Annotated in this window: 19 protein-coding genes; 8 read left to right on the forward strand and 11 right to left on the reverse strand. The window is 38.8% G+C overall.

Features of this window, described 5'->3' with window-relative positions; genetic code table 11:
- Position 1 precedes the first annotated feature (1 nt).
- From menE to aroC, 3 genes are read left to right on the forward strand one after another with little or no spacing between them, the layout of a single operon-like run.
- A complete protein-coding gene (gene menE, locus HMPREF1128_RS03440; protein WP_007524926.1) occupies positions 2-1,420 on the forward strand; it encodes an o-succinylbenzoate--CoA ligase in 1,419 nt (472 codons plus the stop codon).
- Positions 1,417-4,764 carry a mechanosensitive channel MscK gene (gene mscK, locus HMPREF1128_RS03445; protein WP_007523980.1) on the forward strand — a complete coding sequence of 1,116 codons (3,348 nt, stop codon included), beginning with the start codon at positions 1,417-1,419 and terminating at the stop codon, positions 4,762-4,764. The genes menE and mscK overlap by 4 nt, the downstream gene beginning before the upstream one ends.
- Before the next feature lie 9 nt (positions 4,765-4,773).
- Positions 4,774-5,856, forward strand: a complete 1,083-nt coding sequence (gene aroC, locus HMPREF1128_RS03450) for a chorismate synthase (RefSeq protein ID WP_007524203.1) — start codon at positions 4,774-4,776, stop codon at positions 5,854-5,856.
- A 77-nt stretch (positions 5,857-5,933) separates the two neighbouring features.
- Here aroC and HMPREF1128_RS03455 read toward each other — a convergent pair whose 3' ends face one another.
- The 3 genes from HMPREF1128_RS03455 to yjgA form a co-directional block, all read right to left on the reverse strand.
- The gene (locus HMPREF1128_RS03455; RefSeq protein ID WP_007524898.1) at positions 5,934-6,362 is read right to left on the reverse strand and encodes a PNPOx family protein; all 429 of its coding nucleotides are present in this window, start codon (positions 6,360-6,362) and stop codon (positions 5,934-5,936) included.
- 127 nt (positions 6,363-6,489) lie between these two features.
- Complete coding sequence (locus HMPREF1128_RS03460) at positions 6,490-6,870, reverse strand: SirB2 family protein (RefSeq protein ID WP_007524723.1); 381 nt, start codon at positions 6,868-6,870, stop codon at positions 6,490-6,492.
- On the reverse strand, positions 6,870-7,403 hold the full coding sequence (gene yjgA / locus HMPREF1128_RS03465; protein WP_007524887.1) for a ribosome biogenesis factor YjgA: 534 nt from the start codon (positions 7,401-7,403) through the stop codon (positions 6,870-6,872). Before yjgA ends, HMPREF1128_RS03460 begins: the two co-directional genes overlap by 1 nt.
- A 114-nt stretch (positions 7,404-7,517) precedes the next feature.
- Here yjgA and pmbA point away from each other — a divergent pair, with 114 nt between their 5' ends.
- On the forward strand, positions 7,518-8,867 hold the full coding sequence (gene pmbA / locus HMPREF1128_RS03470) for a metalloprotease PmbA (protein ID WP_007525070.1): 1,350 nt from the start codon (positions 7,518-7,520) through the stop codon (positions 8,865-8,867).
- A 63-nt stretch (positions 8,868-8,930) separates the two neighbouring features.
- Here the strand turns inward: pmbA and HMPREF1128_RS03475 are convergent, their stop codons facing one another.
- From HMPREF1128_RS03475 to HMPREF1128_RS03505, 7 genes are all read right to left on the reverse strand, one after another.
- On the reverse strand, positions 8,931-9,542 hold the full coding sequence (locus HMPREF1128_RS03475) for a TIGR04211 family SH3 domain-containing protein (protein WP_007525182.1): 612 nt from the start codon (positions 9,540-9,542) through the stop codon (positions 8,931-8,933).
- A 106-nt stretch (positions 9,543-9,648) separates the two neighbouring features.
- Positions 9,649-10,914, reverse strand: a complete 1,266-nt coding sequence (locus HMPREF1128_RS03480; protein ID WP_007524566.1) for an inorganic phosphate transporter — start codon at positions 10,912-10,914, stop codon at positions 9,649-9,651.
- Between the two features lie 8 nt (positions 10,915-10,922).
- Entirely contained in the window at positions 10,923-11,603 is a 681-nt protein-coding gene (locus HMPREF1128_RS03485; protein ID WP_007523984.1) for a TIGR00153 family protein, read from the reverse strand.
- A 389-nt stretch (positions 11,604-11,992) separates the two neighbouring features.
- Entirely contained in the window at positions 11,993-12,751 is a 759-nt protein-coding gene (locus tag HMPREF1128_RS03490; protein WP_007524162.1) for an iron ABC transporter ATP-binding protein, read from the reverse strand.
- 2 nt (positions 12,752-12,753) lie between these two features.
- The gene (locus HMPREF1128_RS03495) at positions 12,754-13,698 is read right to left on the reverse strand and encodes an iron chelate uptake ABC transporter family permease subunit (RefSeq protein WP_007525105.1); all 945 of its coding nucleotides are present in this window, start codon (positions 13,696-13,698) and stop codon (positions 12,754-12,756) included.
- The gene (locus tag HMPREF1128_RS03500; protein WP_007525276.1) at positions 13,691-14,644 is read right to left on the reverse strand and encodes an ABC transporter permease; all 954 of its coding nucleotides are present in this window, start codon (positions 14,642-14,644) and stop codon (positions 13,691-13,693) included. Before HMPREF1128_RS03500 ends, HMPREF1128_RS03495 begins: the two co-directional genes overlap by 8 nt.
- Before the next feature lie 64 nt (positions 14,645-14,708).
- The gene (locus tag HMPREF1128_RS03505; RefSeq protein ID WP_007525309.1) at positions 14,709-15,617 is read right to left on the reverse strand and encodes a siderophore ABC transporter substrate-binding protein; all 909 of its coding nucleotides are present in this window, start codon (positions 15,615-15,617) and stop codon (positions 14,709-14,711) included.
- Between the two features lie 178 nt (positions 15,618-15,795).
- On the opposite strand from HMPREF1128_RS03505, the gene HMPREF1128_RS03510 reads away from it, so the two are divergent.
- Genes HMPREF1128_RS03510 through nrdR form a run of 3 tightly spaced genes read left to right on the forward strand, consistent with a single transcriptional unit; the run spans position 15,796 to position 17,991 of the window.
- The gene (locus HMPREF1128_RS03510; RefSeq protein WP_007524467.1) at positions 15,796-17,259 is read left to right on the forward strand and encodes a replicative DNA helicase; all 1,464 of its coding nucleotides are present in this window, start codon (positions 15,796-15,798) and stop codon (positions 17,257-17,259) included.
- Positions 17,243-17,539 (forward strand): YcgL domain-containing protein, encoded by a 297-nt coding sequence (locus tag HMPREF1128_RS03515; RefSeq protein WP_007524590.1) that lies wholly within the window; start codon positions 17,243-17,245, stop codon positions 17,537-17,539. The genes HMPREF1128_RS03510 and HMPREF1128_RS03515 overlap by 17 nt, the downstream gene beginning before the upstream one ends.
- Positions 17,539-17,991, forward strand: coding sequence for a transcriptional regulator NrdR (gene nrdR / locus HMPREF1128_RS03520; protein ID WP_007524664.1), 453 nt, complete (start codon positions 17,539-17,541; stop codon positions 17,989-17,991). The genes HMPREF1128_RS03515 and nrdR overlap by 1 nt, the downstream gene beginning before the upstream one ends.
- A 58-nt stretch (positions 17,992-18,049) precedes the next feature.
- On the opposite strand, the gene tpx is transcribed toward nrdR, so the two are convergent.
- The gene (gene tpx / locus HMPREF1128_RS03525; protein WP_007524810.1) at positions 18,050-18,547 is read right to left on the reverse strand and encodes a thiol peroxidase; all 498 of its coding nucleotides are present in this window, start codon (positions 18,545-18,547) and stop codon (positions 18,050-18,052) included.
- Positions 18,548-18,797: 250 nt separating this feature from the next.
- On the opposite strand from tpx, the gene HMPREF1128_RS03530 reads away from it, so the two are divergent.
- Positions 18,798-19,703: a Slam-dependent surface lipoprotein gene (locus tag HMPREF1128_RS03530; RefSeq protein ID WP_007525088.1), complete on the forward strand. Its 906-nt coding sequence runs from the start codon at positions 18,798-18,800 to the stop codon at positions 19,701-19,703.
- The last annotated feature ends 158 nt before the right edge of the window (positions 19,704-19,861 follow it).

A 19,861-nucleotide genomic window follows, 5' to 3' on the forward strand; every position in this document is an offset into this window, starting at 1 on the left:
TATGCTAACCGTTGATTGTTTTCTTCCTCAATATTGGGCTAATCAACAACCTGAGCGAACTGCCTTAATTTGGAATAAAGGTAGTTCGCCTTTTTTTCCACAGTTACAAAGTCAGTCGATGACATGGAGCCAATTAAATAAGTTAATTACCCAAATCTCGGATAAATTTCGTGGCAATGTCACGAAAAATAATATTATTGCCTATTGTGGTGAATCTCGTTTTTGTGGATTGCTTAGTTATTTGGCGGTAATTGTGTTAGGTGGGCGTATTGTGATGCTGAATCCAGCATTAAAAATATCCCAGAAAAATGCCATTTTAACTGATATCGGCGTAGATTTTTTGATAACCGATCAGGATTTTTTATCTATTGAGAATCAAAGTAATTTTGACTTTGTTGGTTATGATAATATTTCTCAAGCATTAACTTTGACCTTAACTTCAGGTTCTTCAGGAAAGCCTAAAGCGGTAGTGCATACCGTTGCAGACCATCTTGCAAATGCAAAAGGCGTTTGTGAGCTGATGGCGTTTTCTCATACAGATAGCTGGTTGCTGAGTTTGCCGTTGTTTCATGTTTCTGGGCAAGGCATTGTTTGGCGTTGGTTATTACAAGGCGCAACTTTACAAATTTGCGAAGATAAATGTGATTTTATGGACGGGCTTGATAAGGTTTCTCATGCATCACTAGTGCCGACACAATTACAACGTTATCTTGAACAACGCCAACAGCCATTAGATAAGCCGAAATCTATTTTATTGGGTGGCGCATTTATTCCGCCTGAATTAGTTGAATTAGCTAAAAAGAGAAACATTGTCACGTTTTCTGGTTATGGTATGACAGAAATGGCATCCACTATCTGTGCGGGAAGAAATGAATCTCATAATGTTGGCTATCCGTTATTAGGTCGAGACGTTCGATTAGTTAATCAAGAAATTTGGGTAAAAGGTGCAGGGCTTGCTCAAGGTATTTGGCAAAAAAATGGTGAAATTCGACCGCTTGTAAATGCAGAAGGTTGGCTACAAACTAAAGATAAAGGCGAATGGAATGCCAAACATCAATTGATGGTATTAGGACGATTAGATAATATGTTTATCTCTGGCGGAGAAAACATTCAGCCAGAACAAATTGAGCAACAAATTTATAGTTCAAATTTAGTCTCGCAAGCTTTTGTATTACCGATTGAAGATAAAGAATTTGGTGCTAGACCGGTAGCCTTTATTCAATTTAAAGAAAATCATTTTGAGGCTGAAAGCACTAAACTTCAGTGTTATTTAGCCGAAAAACTTGAAAAATTTAAACAACCTATTCGTTATTTTCCGTTAGATATAGCTAAATGGCAGGCACAAGGTACAATTAAGATTTCAAGAACATTACTTCAACAACATTTAATTGAATTATTAGAAGCAGAAAAAACAATATGATAAAACAGATTTATATGCCATTTATGTTGGCATTTGCCGTGGTTTCTGGTGTGAGTTTATCCGCATCAGCTGCGTTACCCTCTGAAAAAGCCCTACAAACGGCAATTGAAAATACTAAAAAACTTGAACAAACAGAAGAGAATAAACAGCAACTTCAGTTATTGGAAGATACGCTAGCGTTTATGACTCAAACTGAAAAAGTGAAAGCAGATAATGATGCGCTAGTGGCAGAGATCACAGGTGCGCATAAAGCGATCGCAGCGAGTAAAGCAAATTTTGAGAAACTAAAAGCGCAAACTTTACCAACTTCAGAAAAATTAGCTGAACAAGACATCAGTGCACTTCAAGCCTTGCAAGAAGAAACGCAAGCAGCACTTGAAAAAGCGCAAAATGAATTAACGGCAACGAATACCAAACTCATTGCCCAAAATGCTGCGCCTGATAAAGCTCAAGCTTCACTTTCAGCAAATGCAAAGCGTAAATCAGCATTAAATACCGAATTAGCTAATTCGGCTCTTTCAGATACAGCTAAAAATAAGATTGAAGCAGAACTAGCTTTATTAGATGCGCAGAATAGCTACAGCCAAACTTTATTGCGTGGCAATGAAGAATTGAGTTCGCTATATAACGCTAGATTAGATGAGAAAAAGCAAGCACAACAAAATCAACAACAACTTCTTAGCCAAATTCAGGAAGCACTTAATATCAAATTAGTACAGGCTTCTAAAAATAAGGTGGAAGAGGCGGAAAAATCTCAACAAAAAAATAAAAATACTAATCCGGTCATTAGTAAAGAGTTAGATTTTAACACTTCTATTAGTGAAGAATTACTGAAAAAAACAACAGAAATTAGCCAGTTATCACAAGATAATTTACGTATTAAAAACGTATTAGATAATCTCCAACAAACGCAGCGTAATATTGAAGAACAAATTAGTTCTCTTCAAGGTACGTTGGTGCTATCTCGTATTATCAATAAACAACGCCAGTCTTTACCGCAAGATAAGGTAATTAAAGGTCTATCAAAGCAGATCGCAGATTTGCGCGTCCGCGTTTTTGATATTTCAGAATTTAAAGATAGTTTAGTAGATACGCAAGCTTATATTTCAAAGTTAGAAAGCCGCGAAAAAACAACATTCACTGATGCAGAAAAAGCTCAGCTAGAAGAAATTCTACAAACGCGTAGCAAAACTTTATCTGAATTGCTGAAGCTACTAAATAATCAATTGAATTTATCAATTAACATTGAGCTGAACCAACAACAAGTTAAAACAATCAGTGATGCACTACAACAAAAACTCCAACAGCAGAGCTTTTGGGTAAAAAGTAATAGTGAAATGGATCTTGAGTGGTTTACTCGTTTCCCTGGATTAGCAGGTTATGAGTTAACCGAGATTTCGAAAAAATTAGATTTCTCTAATTGGAAAGATAACCTCGGTTTAGCTGGCTTACTGATTGGCGGATTAAGTTTATTAACCTTCTTTATTCGTCGTCAGCATGATCGTATTAAACAGAAGCTAACGAAAATCAACAACAGCATGTTAACTGTTCCAACGGATAGTCAATGGAATACACCAATGGCTATTTTCTGGACTGTGGTGTTGTGTTTACCAAGCACATTCATGTTCTTAATTGTGTTTGTATTGGTCACCTATATTTGCTTCCTTGACCCAACGGAAGTTTGGCCTTGGGGCTTAAAAATGGCGTTTTATTGGCTTTACTTTGCCTTCATGCTAGCAATGTTACGCCCAAATGGGATTGCTTATCGCCATTTCAATATGCCGCAAAGTAGTAATGCCGTATTTAGAAAAATTCTCAAACACTCGGTTTGGGTAATCGGTTTATTATTAAATACATCAATCTTTAACAATGCGACAGAATATGGGATTGCCTACGATGTGATTGGTCAGGCAATGACTGTATTAGTTCTAATTAGTGTGTTATTTGTGGTTGTACCAGGCTTTCGAATGGGAATCGCAACTTATCAAAAAGCAGCATCTTATAGACGTGATGCAAAACCAATGTTGCTAGGACTTGTTCGTATATTATTAGTTTTAGCACCGATTGCGTTAATTGTTTTAATCGTTATGGGCTATTACTATACTGCCTCACAAATTATTGAACATCTTGTTGCAAGTTATTTTGCAATTGTAACTTGGATTATTATCCGAAATATGGTCTATCGTGGCTTTAATGTCTCTTCTCGTCGTCTTTCTTATCGAAGATTACAGGAGAAGCGCGCATTAGCTCAGGCAAAAGCACAAGCACAGCAGAATGGGCAAGAGCAAACAGTCGAGACTGAAGATAGCGCCTTAGTATTGCAAGATGATGCGATTTCAGTGAGTGATATTAAAAATCAAATGCTCAAAATCACAGATTTAGTGCTTTGGACTGCATTATTTGGTTTGCTTTATTGGGTTTGGTCAGATCTTGTTACAGTGGCGTATTATTTGAAAGAGATCACATTGTGGCAACAAGCAACGACAACTGAAGCAGGTACGGTAATGGAGTCCATTACCTTGCTTAATCTGTTGGTAGCAATGATTGTATTGATTGTGACCTACATCTTAGTGAAAAACTTAGGTGGTCTGTTAGAAACCTTAGTATTCTCTAATTTGAATCTCTCACAGGGTACGCCTTATACAATTACAACAATCTTTACCTATTTATTGATTATTATTGGTGCAAGTATTGCGTTTGCATCATTAGGGATGTCTTGGTCTAAATTGCAATGGCTATTTACCGCATTATCCGTTGGTTTAGGTTTCGGTATGCAAGAGATCTTCGGTAACTTCGTTTCAGGGATTATTATCTTGTTTGAACGCCCTGTACGAGTGGGGGATATGGTAACCATTGGAAGCTTTAACGGTACTGTATCAAAAATTCGTATTCGTGCTACAACTTTAATTGATAATGACCGAAAAGAGGTTATCGTACCAAATAAAGCCTTTATTACTGAACGTGTCGTCAACTGGGCATTAACTTCAAGCATGACCCGCTTGGTAATTACAGTAGGTGTAGCTTATGGTTCAGATCTTGAATTAGTTAAACGCTTACTACTTCAAGCTGCGGAAGAAAATGAGGCGGTATTAAAAGATCCTGCACCAGCAGCATATTTCTTAAGCTTTGGTGCAAGTACCTTAGATCATGAATTGCGTGTTTATGTAGGACAATTAAGTGATCGAGTCAGAACCATTGATGCACTTAACCGCAGAATTGATGAGCTATTTATGGCAAATAATATTGAGATTGCCTTTAACCAACTAGATATTTTTATTAAAAATCAAGCGACGAACGAAGAGGTGAAGTGGGGAACTGAACCGCTTGTTCCCGTAAAAAAATAAGGACACAACATGGCAGGCAACAGCATTGGACAACTTTTTAAAGTCACGACGTTTGGGGAATCTCACGGCATTGCATTAGGATGTATTGTCGATGGTGTGCCCCCTAATATGGCATTATCAGAAGCAGATATTCAACCTGATTTAGATCGCCGTAAACCCGGAACATCTCGTTATACCACACCACGCAGGGAAGATGACGAGGTGCAAATTCTTTCTGGCGTATTCGAAGGAAAAACGACAGGAACAAGCATTGGGCTGATTATCAAAAATGGCGATCAGCGTTCAAAAGATTATGGCGATATTATGGATAAATATCGACCAGGTCATGCTGATTTTACTTACCAGCAGAAATATGGCATTCGTGATTATCGCGGAGGTGGTCGTTCTTCTGCACGAGAAACAGCTATGCGTGTGGCGGCTGGTGCGATTGCGAAAAAGTATTTGCGTGAACAATTTGGTATTGAGGTAAGAGGTTATCTCTCTCAAATTGGCTCAGTAAAAATCAACCCTGAAACGGTTGCAAGCATTGAGCATATCAATTGGCAATATGTGGCTGAAAATCCATTCTTTTGCCCAGATCCAGTTGCTGTAGAACAGTTTGATGCATTGATTCGTGAGCTTAAAAAAGAAGGTGATTCTATTGGAGCAAAACTCACAGTGGTTGCCGAGAATGTGCCAGTTGGCTTAGGCGAACCTGTATTTGACCGATTAGATGCTGATCTTGCCCATGCGCTGATGTCTATCAATGCTGTAAAAGCGGTTGAAATTGGTGATGGTTTTGCAGTCGTTGAGCAAAAGGGCAGTGAACACCGTGATGAAATGACACCAAATGGCTTCTTATCAAACCATGCTGGCGGGATTTTAGGCGGTATCAGCTCAGGCCAACCGATTATTGCCAATATTGCTTTAAAGCCAACTTCAAGCATTATGGTGCCAGGAAAATCAGTAAACTTGAATAATGAAGCGGTTGAGCTCGTCACGAAAGGACGTCATGATCCTTGTGTGGGTATTCGAGCGGTACCGATTGCAGAAGCGATGATGGCGATTGTTTTGCTTGACCATCTTTTACGCTTCAAAGCGCAGTGTCGTTAGACAAGATATAACAAGCGGTAGGATTTTTTTTCTTTTTTGCAAAGAATAGTCAAAATCCTACCGCTTGTATTTTATCCCTATCGAGTCCAAAGCGTTTTTTTCGGCATGAGCATTTTTGTGCCAGTATGTTTGATACTCTCTAATTTAAATTCCCACACATCATTGGCTTTTAAGCGTGCCATGGGGTAGTGATGATAATAAATGGCTAATGCTGCGGTGCGTTTATCCTCTTCTTCTAAACAATTCGCAGTAGCTGAGAATTGAATCCCTTCCAATTCAGAAAATTTGTCAATTTGCAGGCTTATTGTGCCGACAATTTGGTTATTACCTAGCATGATTTGTCCATGCCGAGTACTTTTATTTGTTAAAATAATCAGGCGAGCTTGTTCATCGTCAAAAGCATAAAAACAGTTTGCAGCCCAGAAATCACTTTCAGATTTTGCAGCAAAATTCACAATATGGTTATTTACAATAAATTGAACAATATGTTCTGGTAGCTTTATCACACTGACTCCTTGAATATAATCCGACTAAATTACTGTGATAAAATGATATAAAATAAAAGTGAATTAGGCTAGTACTATTTGGAAAGGAAAAATAAAAAGGTAGAAACCGAAGTTTCTACCTAAGGGATTAGTGATGTACTGCAATCATCATCGCAATCACAAAACTAGCAAGCGCCAGTAAAAAATTTCTCATAGAAAATGCAGTGTTGCTTTTGAAAGTTTTGATAGAGAAAAGCACATAAAGCGCGACAAACAGGAATTTTCCATATAACCACCCTAAATCGCCGAATGAGTAGACTTCATTACTGGTATAGGTGTAAACCACAATTGCTCCACTAACTAATAATAGTGTATCAATCAGATGTGGTGCGATTTTTAAAATTTTATACTGGCGCCAATTCACATTTTTTTGCGCTAGAAATCCACGACAAAGCAATAAAATCAGGCTTAAATAGGCAAAGCCTGCATGGCTGTGAATCAGTTTAGGTAATAATTCAATTGATAGCATTACGCCTCCACAATTTCAGTTTTTAAGTATTGAAAAATATCACGATAATTTTTCGCTGGTTTATTTGCTTCTTTTTCTTTTTGCGCGCCACGAATTAAATTACGCAAGTGTTGGCGATCAAGTTGCGGATATTCGTTAAGTAAGTTACTTAATGCGGCATCTCCCATATTCACTAATTGATCACGCACTAATTCTAATTTGTGTAACAAAGCTTGTTGTTGATTGTGGCGATTTTTTACTTTATCCAGTGCTTCTTGAATTGGTTCTGGATCACGATTGCGTAATAACTTACCAATAAATTGAATCTGACGGCGACGAGCCTCTAGTTTAAAACTTTGCGCTTGTCGAATCGCTTCTTTTAAATCGTCATCTAACGGAATTTTTTCTAAATTCTGTGGAGTCAGTTCAATCAATTCTGCACCAAGTTTTTTAAGATGTTCCGCATCTCGTTTAATCTCGCTTTTGCTGACCCAGATAATTTCTTCTTCCTCATCTGTCCAGTCGATTTCATTTTTACTACGTTTTTTCGCCATAATGGTTTCCTGTGCGGTTTCCCACAAAACATTGAAAGGGATAAAAGTGCGATATTTTAACAGAAAATTCAGGTAGAATATATGCCAAGATTAGTTGGTTAATTGGGAAATACTATGTCAATTACGACAAAAGCAGCGCTTCAGGCGCAAGAATTAGAACTTCGAGAAGCGGTTGAATTTGCGTTGCAAATTGCAAAAAAAGCAGGCGCAGAAGCTGAAGTGGGAGTAACGAAAGTCTCAGGGCTGTCTGTTTCCACTCGCTTAATGAATACTGAAAATATTGAATTCAATAACGATGGTTCACTTGGGATCTCGGTCTATTTAGGGCAGAGAAAGGGCAATGCTTCTACCTCAGATTTACAGCCGAAATCTATTCAACAAGCGGTTGAATCTGCATTAGGGATTGCAAAATATACTTCAGAAGATGAATGTGCCGGATTAGCTGATAAAGATTTGATGGCGTTTGATGCACCAGATTTAGACCTTTATCATGAAGCACAAATCAGTGTTGATGAAGCAGTAGAGATGGCGAAAACGGCGGAAGAAAGTGCACTTAATGTTTCAGAACGTATTGTAAATAGTGAAGGGGCTACTTTTAATTCTCATAGTGGTGTTCGCGTTTATGGGAATACACATGGCATGCTACAAAGCTATCTTTCTAGTCGTTATTCGCTTTCATGTAGTGTGATTGCTGCATATGAAGAGCAATTAGAACGAGATTATGAATACACGGTTTCTCGCGAGCTAGATGCGTTAAGCTCACCGATTTGGGTTGGACAGCAGGCTGCAATTAAAGCTGAAGATAGGCTAAATCCACAAAAAATTGCGACATGTGAAGTTCCTGTGATTTTTTATAATGAAGTCGCAACAGGGCTTATCGGGCATTTGGCGGGCGCAATTAGTGGGGGCGCGTTATATCGCAAATCCAGTTTTTTACTTGATAAACTAGGTACTCAGGTATTGCCTTCATGGTTTGAGATTTCAGAACGACCACATTTGCGTAAACAATTAGCTTCTAGTGCTTTTGACAGCGAGGGAGTTAGAACGCAAGATCGTGAAATTATTACTGATGGTATCTTGCAAACCTATCTGATGACGAGCTATTCAGGGCGGAAAATGGGCCTACCAAGCACCGGACATGCTGGCGGGATTCATAACTGGTTAGTGAAACCTAATCGTAGCGGTGGATTAAATACATTGTTAGCAGAAATGGGAACGGGGCTATTAGTGACAGAATTTTTAGGTTCCGCAATCAATCCTGTTACTGGAGAATATTCTCGAGGGGCGGCAGGTTTTTGGGTTGAAAATGGAGAAGTACAATATCCAGTTGCTGAAATTACTATTGCTGGGCAACTTCAAGAAATGTACCAACAAATTATTGCGGTAGGAGATGATATTGAACATCGCTCAAACATTCAAACCGGTTCGATTTTATTAGAAAAAATGAAAGTCTCCGGTCAATAATCACTTAAGAAAATGCCCGCTTGAACGTTAACAAGCGGGCATTTTTTATGAAAGTTTTACCAATTATGACCAACCGCCATTGCGACTACGGCGTTTAGGTAGAATGATTGGTATGATTAGCCCAAGAAGAAGACCAACGACTAATACCGAACCGCCATAAATAAAATACTGAATTGCAATCGTGCGCTTTTCAGCATCTTGCATAATTTCCAGATTACGGTTCTTATTTTTAACGATTTCTAATTCGCGTTTTAATTGGGCATTTTCTTCAAACAAATTACTACTTTGTTTTTCAGCATCTTGGCTGCGGCGTTGCATCTCGGCTGTACGTCTTTGCCAATCGCTATCCATATTTTTAAGTTTTGCTGTAAGAGTTTGAACTTCTTGTTGTAGCTGTGGAATTAACTCTCTTGGACTGGCAGTTTGAGATATTTCGCTAGCTAACACCCAGCCTTCACGGTTACGGCTATCACGAATCAACACAAAATTATCTTTTTTGTCTAATACAGTAACGGGTTCACCTGCTTGGATAGAACCAGAGATTTTAAATTGGTTGCCAGCACCTTTACGCATATAAGTAGTGAGATTTTCGGCAATGTAATCGGCTGCGAAAGCTTGCGCGCTTGCACCGAGTAATACGGCAGAAAGTAGCGCTGTTCGTAGTTTTTTCTTCATAAAGAATCCTTGAATCATAGAAAGCATTTCTAAAATATTTTCAGCAAAATAGCTTAGAAATCGCTGCTAATAAGAGGGCAATAAATTGCCCTCTTCACTTGCAAAATTAGTAAAAAATTGCGTGTAAAATGTAATAAACAATAATTGAGAGAACCGCTCCAGCAGGCAATGTAACAAACCATGATGCTACGATGTTGCGGATAATGCCAAGATTGATTGCTGCAATACCACGCGCAAAACCAACTCCTAAAATCGCCCCAACTAAAGTTTGAGTAGTTGAAATAGGTAAACCTGTGCCTGATGCTAATACAACTGTAACTGCACAAGCAAATTGAGCAGCAAAACCACGGCTTGGAGTAAGTTCGGTAATCCCTGTACCTACCGTTGCCATCACTGATTTACCCATTACCGCTAAACCAACACCCATACCAAATGCGCCTAAAGGTAATACCCATGGCGCCATTGGTGCTTTATCAAGAATCTGACCACCATTATTGATGATAGATTCTACTGCAGCTAATGGACCAATTGCATTTGCTACGTCATTTGAGCCATGCGCGAATGCCATTGCACAAGCTGTTAATAACATCAAAATACTGAAAATTTTCTCAACGCCACTAAACCCACGTTGTTCTTTGACTTTAGACATAAAACGAGCGCTTCGGAAATAGATATAACCGAAAATCGTTGCAAGGATAGCTAAGCCAAATGAAACGAAAAAAGTTTCCCAATTTGAAAGGTGTAAACCAACGTGTTTTAAACCTTTTGAAATTGTTACAATAGAAAGAATAAAAATGGTAATTCCCATGTAGAACGGGCCATATTTTGTAGCTTGTTTAAATGGCTTAGAACGGTTAAAGATCAATTTTTGCGAGTTAACGAAAATCGCAAAGGCAACAATACCAGCTAATACAGGCGTAATAAACCAGCTACCAACGATACCTGTTAATTGTCCCCAACGAATTGATTCTGGGCCAGAAGTAATTACCGCAAAGCCAATTACTGCACCAATAATCGTGTGAGTACCAGAAACTGGCCAGCCTTTTTTGGTTGCCACAATTAACCAGATCCCCGCAGCACATAATGAAGACATCATGCCAAGCACGAGTACCCCAGGTTCGCTAACAAACATATCCGCTTTAATGATCCCGCTTTTAATTGTGTCTGCGACTTCACCACCAGCTAAATATGCACCAGCTAATTCAAATACCATCGCGATGATAATTGCTTGTTTAACAGTAATTGTGCCAGAACCAACAGAAGTTCCCATTGCATTCGATACATCATTTGCACCAATACCGAAAGCCATTAGAAAGCCGAGTACGGCGGTAATAATTACTAATATTGAGCCATATTCTTGCAATAGTTGCATAAATTCTCCTATGCTTTTGCCAGCATTAGCTCAATACGTGAACCAATACGTTGAGCTTGATCAGCTAAAATGCTGACACGTTCGATACATTTATATAAAAACATTACGTCAATTGGATTAAGATTTGCTTCGAGCCCAAATAGCGTACGACGTAATGAAACTTGCAGTTGATCGGTATCATCTTCAATTTTATCAAGTTCTAGGATCATCTCATTTACGAAACGGCGTTCACGTCCGCGGAAGCCTGTTTCAAGTAATTCATCTAATTCACCTAATACTTTACGGACTTGGCGGCAAGAATCGAGACTGCGGAAAAGGAATTGACGGAAAGCTGGTTGCATAATTTCTGGTACAACCAAATGGCGCCCCATAATGCGTCCTGAAATATCTCTTGAATAGTTAGCTAGCTTATCGAGCTGGGTCACGATTTCTAATAAATCGGTTCGTTCGACGGGGAGGAATAAACCTCTAGGGAGTTTTAAGCGAATTTCACGTTTTAGACTATCGGCACGGCGTTCTAAATCAATAATTTGATTGCGAACTTCTTCGGCTTTGTCCCAGTCATGGTTGAAACTTGCTTCAAAAAATGGCTCTAATAATTCACTACATTCTGTTACTTTGACAGAAAGTTGCTTTAGAGGTTTGAGTGGCGATTGTGCGAATAAACCTAAAATGTTATTCATTGCCATAAAATTTCTCCATATATAGATAAGATATTTTGCTGATTTCTGTAAAAGAATTCGGCATCATTTTACTTGATCCATGTGGAAAAATCACGAAATAAGACAATGGTTGTATAGCTTTTCTACGGATTTGCAAAAAAATTGTTAAAAATGACCGCTATTCCTTTACATAGTTAGTCAAATGTAAATTTTACGGTGGTCGATGGTCTAATCTGTTGACACTTCCTTACTTGCTAGTTGAGAAATAAGTCTCCATAATACGCCCTGTTTTCGTTACCATGGTTGGTACAGATAAAGATGAACTTGTCTGTTTTTTAATGGAATCTCCTTGTTAAAAATATAAAAGCGAAAACACCAAAAAAGGCGTGAATGGATTTCACGCCTTTTTCGTTTGGTTAAATATGGTGGATCACCAATCGCTTTCCAGCATGGGTAATCACTTCTGCATCAAGATTGAAGATGGTTTTTAAATTCTCTTCGGTAATTATTTCTTCAGGGCTGCCGATCATGGCAATTTCACCTTGTTTCATTGCGATAATGGTATCCGCATAGGCTGCTGCCATGTTGATATCATGTACGACCATAATTGTCGTTAAATTAAGTTCGTCGGTTAGTTGACGGAGTAACCGCATTAAAGATCTAGCATGAAACATATCTAAATTATTAAGCGGTTCATCTAATAAAACGTGGCTAGTTTGTTGACAGAATGTCATTGCAATTAGTGCACGTTGGCGTTGTCCGCCCGATAATTCACTTAAATAACGAGATTCAAGTTCAGTGAGTTCAAATCGTTGCAATGCTTCATCAACCACTTGATTGTCTTTTTCGCCAACTTTACCTTGATGGTGAGGGTAGCGACCAAACATCAATAAATCACGTACAGTAATACGGCTATGAATAACGTTATCTTGTGTAAGAATTGCCAAATGTTGGGCAATTTGGCGAGAAGGCGTTTCAGAGAGATTTAATGTATCTAAAGTAATTTTGCCACTTTGCAAAGATTGCAGGCGAGCAATCAGTGAAAGTAGTGTCGATTTTCCCGCACCATTTGCTCCAATAAGGGCAGTAATGCCACCATTGGGAATAGTTAAATTGATATTATTAAGAATGGTGGATTGCCCAATTTTGTGTGAAACATTTTCAACTTTAATCATAATTATTTACTATTCCTTAACATTAAATAGATGAAAATTAGCCCGCCGACTAATTCAATGACCACGCTTAACACCCCTTGCATGCTGAGTAAATGTTCAAAAATGGCTTGCCCTAGAATGAGTGTAATGGCAGAAATTAAAAAGACCATCGGGATTCTAACAGCATGATTCACGACAGGGCTAAGTGCATTAGCAATCGCGCAAACTAACAAGCCTAAAAAAAGAATCGGCCCAACTAAGGCAGTTGAAACAGAAACAAGCAACGCACAACAAATTAGTAAGCGGTAAGAGAATTTCGCATAATCTAAACCTAGCCCAATGGCTTTATCTCGACCTAGTAATAATACATCGAGTTGATGACGCTGCATCCAAATCCAAATAGCACTAACAAGCGTGACAATGCCACCAATTGCTAATAATGTTGGATTTGCACTATTAAAACTAGCAAATGAAGAGCCTTGAGTGACTGCGAAATCTTCAGGCGAAATCATTCGTTGCAGTAAATTATTCACACTTCTAAAGAATACGCCAAAAATCACGCCTACTAAGATCATTCTTGCTAAGTCATTATTTTCTTTGTTAATCAATTTGAATAGGAATAGGGAGCCTGCAAGCATTAAACTTGTTTCGAACGCAAATTTTTCGGCGATGCCTAAACTCGCAAAACCTATCCCGCCCAGTAAAAAGACGAGTACGGTTTGAATGAGCAAATAGAGCGAATCAAATCCTAAAATGCTAGGGGTTAAAATAGGGTTGTTGGTGAGTGTTTGAAATAACAAAGTGGACACACCAATGCTATAGGCCACTAACAATAATAATAAGAGTTTTTTGCCCCTAAATGACAAGGTAAAAGCCCAATCTCCTTGATGGTTAAACATCATGAAAAATAGACCGCTTGCAACTAATCCAAACGCAAGGAAAAATAAATAGAAAGAAGCTTTACGCATGTTTTTTCCCCTTAAAGAGTAAATAGAGGAAAATTAGTGTGCCAAGCATACCGAACATGGTAGAAATCGGCACCTCATAAGGGTGGTTGATAATTCTGCCTAATATATCGCACGCTAGCACAAGGTTGGCACCTAATAACACCACAGCTGGTAAATTACGGCGAAGTCTATCTCCAGAGAGTCGAGAAATGATGTTAGGCACAACAAGCCCAATAAATGGAATTTGCCCTACAGTCACAACAATGACTGCGGTAATCATGGCAACAGTCAGTAAGGCAAGCCAAGTCATTTGTTTATAATTTACGCCCAGATTCGTACTAATGTTTTCGCCTAAACCAGCAATGCTGAGTCTGTCCGCCATAAAATAAATCACAATCGCCAAAATTGCCGTTAGCCAAAGCAGTTCGTAACGCCCAGCCAATACGCCAGAGAAATCACCAGAAAACCAGAATGAGAGTAATTGTAGTGAATCCGTTTCGTAAGCAATAAAGGTAGTCACAGCTTCGATAATGTTACCGAATACAATACCAACTAACGGCACCATCAGCTGTTGGTAATCGGGGAGATGTCGAAGGAGTAACATAAATACACCCATACCAATTAAGGCAGAGACTGTGGCAAACGACATTTTAAATAGTAAATCAGAAGCTGGGAAAAGTAGAGAAACGATCAAAACGCCCAATGCAGCGCTTTGGCTGGCACCAATCATGCCAGGTTCTATAAAGCGGTTTTTGAGCACAATTTGTAATACCATTCCTGCCACACTCAGTGTTGCACCGACAAGAATAATGGCGAGTGTTCGTGGAATACGGCTAATTAAAAGTAAGCTAAGTTGTTCTGATTGGCTAAATATGGCTTTCCACTCGAAATCCCCTACGCCAATGGATAAACTACATAAGCTTAATAAAAAAAGTAAAATTAGATTATAAACGGTTAGTTTATGCATAAACGCTCAGATGAATAATCATAAAGAAAAAAAGATGGCATAGCGTATGCCATCCTAAAGGTGCTTATCGGCTAAATGCTTGTTTAATATTAGTTAAATCTTCACGCATTTGTTCTACACTACCGGCTGCTAAATAAGCTGAACTGCTTAAATAGATAATTTGGTTGTTTTTCCATGCTTTTGTTTGATGAACTAATTCATTATCTAGCACTTCTTTGGCTAATTTTCCTTCTTGACCAATTGCGGCAGTTCTATCTAATACAAACAACCAATCTGGATTCACTTTTTGGATAAATTCAAATGAGGCAGGCTCGCCATGGCCAGTCCCTTTGGTGGCAATGTCTTTTGCAGCCATTGGGATCTCTAATGCTGAATGTACCCAACCTAAACGGCCTTTATCCCCAAAGGCAGAAATTTTTCCACCATTGACTAAAATAATTAAACCATTTCCTTTATCTTTCACTGCAGCTTTGGTTTCGTTAATTAAGGTTTCCAATTCAGTCACCAATTTTGCAGCTTCAGCTTCTTTATCAAATAATTGTCCAAAGGTTTTAATATTATCTAAGCCTGCTTGTAGCGTGTTGACATCAGCCGGAGCGGTAACATCAATCGTTTTAGCAATGCTATTTAATTCATCAAATTTTTTGGCTGCGCGGCTGCCCACAATAATCAGATCAGGATGAAGACGATTTAATACCTCATAATTAGGTTCAAAAACCGTACCAATCACTTCTGTTTTTTCAGTGATCGGACGCAAGAAAGGCAAGGTTTTAGCGACATCAGCTGTTCCAATCATCGGCACACCTAGATGTGCGAGTGAATCAATTGCAGCTGCCTCAAACACTGCCACTTTAGTTGGGGTTTGCGCAAAGGTTACTTCACCGCGAGCGGTTGGAATGGTTACTTCTTTTGCAAAAGTGTTACTGGTTAATGTTGCTGCAAGCGTTAGTGTAAAAAGGGCTTTTTTGAACATAGAGAATCCTCCTGGTTACAACTGAAAATAATTCTCAATGATTTTATTCATTTTTTTACATATGTAAAGAAAATTGTAACAATCTTAGTCTCATTGCGGAGATAAATTTTCATTTAGTTCAAATTAGGCTAAACTAGTAATCTCATTCCTCATTTTGATGTCATTTCTGAGAAAGATCATGTCTGAAAATAAGCCTGTAAGCAAAGAACGAAGTAAAGATAAACAAGTTGAGCAAATTGCTATTACGCCTCACTCTATCGAAGCTGAACAAGCGGTGTTAGGTGGCATTATGCTTAGTAACGAGCATTGGGATAGCGTAGCAGAACGTGTCCAACCAAGCGATTTTTACAACTATGCACATCGAATTATTTTCGAGCAAATGACTGAACTAATGCGCAATAATCGACCAATCGATATCATTACGTTAGATCAGGCGCTTAAAGATAAAGGTGTGTTACAAGATGTTGGTGGTTTTGCTTATTTAGCTGAGCTCTCTAAAAATACGCCAAGTGCAGCGAATATTCTTGCTTATGCGGATATTGTTCGAGATCGTTCTGATCTCCGAAGTGTCATCAGTGCAGGTAATAGCATTGCTGAGATGGCCTACCATACACAAGGACGAAATGCGAAAGAGGTATTGGACGAGGCAGAGCGTATCGTTTTTGATATTGCAGAAAAACGAGGCAGTGGCAGCGAAGGCCCACAAAATGTAGATGATATTTTAATGAGTACGCTTGCTCGGATTGAAATTCTTTCAAAAAATAGAAATAACGGCGGGGTGACGGGCGTAACAACCGGCTTTACTGATTTAAACCGCAAAACTGCCGGCTTACAGCCTTCGGATCTTATTATTGTTGCCGCGCGCCCATCTATGGGTAAAACAACATTTGCAATGAATCTATGTGAAAATGCTTCGTTAATGGATGTTGAAGACCCGACGGATTTAGACGAACAGGGCAGACCGAAAAAGAAACCGGCGAAACCAGTATTGATTTTTAGTCTTGAGATGCCGGCTGATCAGATTATGATGCGTATGTTGGCCTCCCTTTCGCGCGTAGATCAAACTAAGATCAGAACGGGGCAAATCCACGATGATGAAGACTGGGCAAAAATTTCTTCAACTATGGCGATTTTGCAAGAGCGTCGTAATATCTTCATTGATGATAGCTCTGGTTTAACACCAACAGAAGTTCGCTCAAGAGCGCGCCGTGTCTATCGTGAAAACAATGGGCTCAGCCTGATTATGGTCGATTATTTGCAACTTATGCGTGCACCAGGCTTCTCTGAGAACCGAACTCTAGAAATTGCTGAGATTTCCCGTTCTTTAAAGGCACTTGCAAAAGAATTGCAAGTCCCAGTTGTTGCGCTTTCGCAGTTAAACCGTAGTTTGGAGCAACGCGCGGATAAACGCCCAGTCAACTCGGATTTGCGTGAATCTGGCTCTATTGAACAAGATGCGGATTTAATTATGTTTATTTATCGAGATGAAGTGTATAACGATAACTCCGATCTTAAAGGGGTCGCAGAAATTATTATCGGTAAACAACGTAACGGTCCAATTGGGCGAGTTCGATTAACTTTCCAAGGACAATATTCACGCTTTGATAATTATGCAGGACCGGAATATGACGACGAATACTAATTTATGTGCCATTTATAAAAGCACTAAAAAAGAAGGTATGTTTCTCTATGTGGCAAAACGTGATCAGTTTGATGCGGTGCCAGAGGCATTACAACAGATTTTCGGAAAGCCACAATTTGTTATGCTGTTTAATTTAAACGGACAAAAGCCACTCAAGCGGGTAAAAAATGAAGAGGTTTTACAAGCTATTCAAACGCAAGGCTTCTTTTTACAAATGCCACCACCGCCAGAAAATTTATTAACGGCATTCCGCCAAGCTCAAATGAAAGGAGAAATCTGATGCGTTGTCCTTTTTGTGGTACAGAAAATGCTAAAGTAATTGATTCACGTGATGCGGCAGATGGTTATCAAATTCGTCGCCGTCGTGAATGTTTAAATTGCAAAGAGCGTTTTACAACCTTTGAATCAGCTGAATTGTTAATTCCCTATATTGTGAAAAATAACGGCGCACGAGAGCCGTTTAACCCAGCAAAATTACGTGCGAGTTTGCAAAAAGCATTAGAAAAACGCCCAGTTAATGCTGAAGATTTGGAACGTGCGATTACTCGAATCACGCTTAATTTACAAGCTACGGGAGAACGGGAAGTGCCAAGCAAATTGGTTGGAGAGCTAGCGATGGAGGCATTAAAAAGCCTAGATAAAGTCGCTTATATTCGGTTTGCTTCAGTTTATTTAAGCTTTGATGATGTGAAAGAGTTTTCTAATGAAATCGCAAAATTAAGCGAGAAATAAATAAAACAACAAGCGGTCATATTTGTAAAAAGTTTTGCAAATATGACCGCTTTAAACATTATAGCGTAGCTAATGCAGCGTCATAGTTTGGTTCGTTTTTAATTTCAGAAACCAATTCACTATATAAAACGTGGTTATTTTCATCTAAAACAATGACGGCACGAGCAGTTAAACCAGCGATTGGGCCAGTGGTGATGTTTACGCCTAATGCATCATGAGCTTCTTTGTGACGGAATGTTGAGAGGTTTACAACATTTTCAATGCCTTCCGCGCCACAGAAACGTGCTTGGGCGAAAGGTAAATCTGCAGAAATACATAATACCACCGCATTATTTAATGCCGCTGCACGTTGATTAAATGTGCGAACAGAGGTTGCACACACACCAGTGTCAATACTTGGAAAAATATTCAATACTTTGCGTTTGCCCGCGAAATCAGCAAGCGTCACGTCAGAAAGGTCTTTATTCGTGAACGTTAAACCATTGACTTGTTCGCCTTGTTTAGGAAAATTACCAATTACTTTGATTGGATTTCCCATCATAGTCACTTGAGACATATTTGCTCCTTTTATAGTCTAGAAAAATTCTCGGGTATTATATCGGCTTGTATTGAGACTGAAAAGGATTCTGTAGTTTCCCTTCTGCTTTCCCTTATGCAAGCGGTCAAATTTTGAAATGGATTTGTAAATTCTTGAGAGTAATGTCACAAAATGGGTAAGGACTATTCGACAATTTAAGGTTGAAGTGGTAGGGTGTCAGTAATCTTTCTATGGTTTTTTTGTTCTGTTATTTAATAAGGAATGCCATATGTCATCTCTAAATTATCCTTTCAAATTTGGTGTAACTGTATTAGCTGCTCTAGTGTTATCTGCATGCGGTAGCAGTGGCAGTAATTCTAATAGTGCGCCACCTGTAAATAATCAAGTTCAACAAACGCCACCAACGCCTACCAAGAATCCTGAGGTTCAGCCTAAGCCGCAAACTGAAATCAGTCCAAAGACTACACCAAATAATCAATCACAACCACCTAAAGTCAATATACCTGCAAATAACGTAGTTCAAGCTAATCCACAAACTGGCCGTGAAACAGGCGCAGTATTGGTTGCTTCAGGTCGTGGTGATAAGGCTTCTATGCATCGGGTAGAGATGAATAATTATACCCCTAAAATGAGTTCAATTAATGTTGAAGGAACTGATGTTGACATTGGTATCCGTGGACTTACAGCAAAGCATTGGCTCAATTTTTTAAAAGAAAAAAAGAAAAGACGTTTTGATGTATGTTGTGGTATCTATTCAGATATGCGTTTTGGTTCAAATAGTGGCTTGATTGATAAGAGCCATATTTATTTCTTCTATAATGGCAACCCAACTAACGATATGCCGACAACAGGTACGGCATCTTATGTTGGTCATGCGATTACTTCAGTAGATCTTAATCCATTAGACCATAGAGATCTCTATCAAGGCGATTCGCAATTTAATGTGGATTTTGGGAATAAAACATTAAATGGCGCATTAGATATTCGAAATTTTCATGCAGACATTAATGCAACAATTGCGGGCAACTATTTTAACGGTACAGCAAATTCATCATTAGTATCGACAGGACGCGTAGAAGGTAAATTTTATGGTTCTCAAGCAAAAGAACTGGCTGGGTTCGTTCAAGCAAATGATAATAGTTGGGGCGCGGCATTTGGCGCAAAGCAAGAATAACTGTTTTAAAATTAAACGAAACAATGCCAGCTTAATGTTTGCTTTGTTTTAGAATAACGTCGCTATCTTTTTAGAAAATAGCAACACATAACTTCACAAAATTGACAAAGAATATAGACAACTTAGAACTGAAATGGTAGGCTCTTGTCAATCCTTTT

This window comes from Haemophilus sputorum HK 2154 (assembly GCF_000287615.1).
Taxonomy (GTDB): Bacteria; Pseudomonadota; Gammaproteobacteria; order Enterobacterales; family Pasteurellaceae; genus Haemophilus_A; species Haemophilus_A sputorum.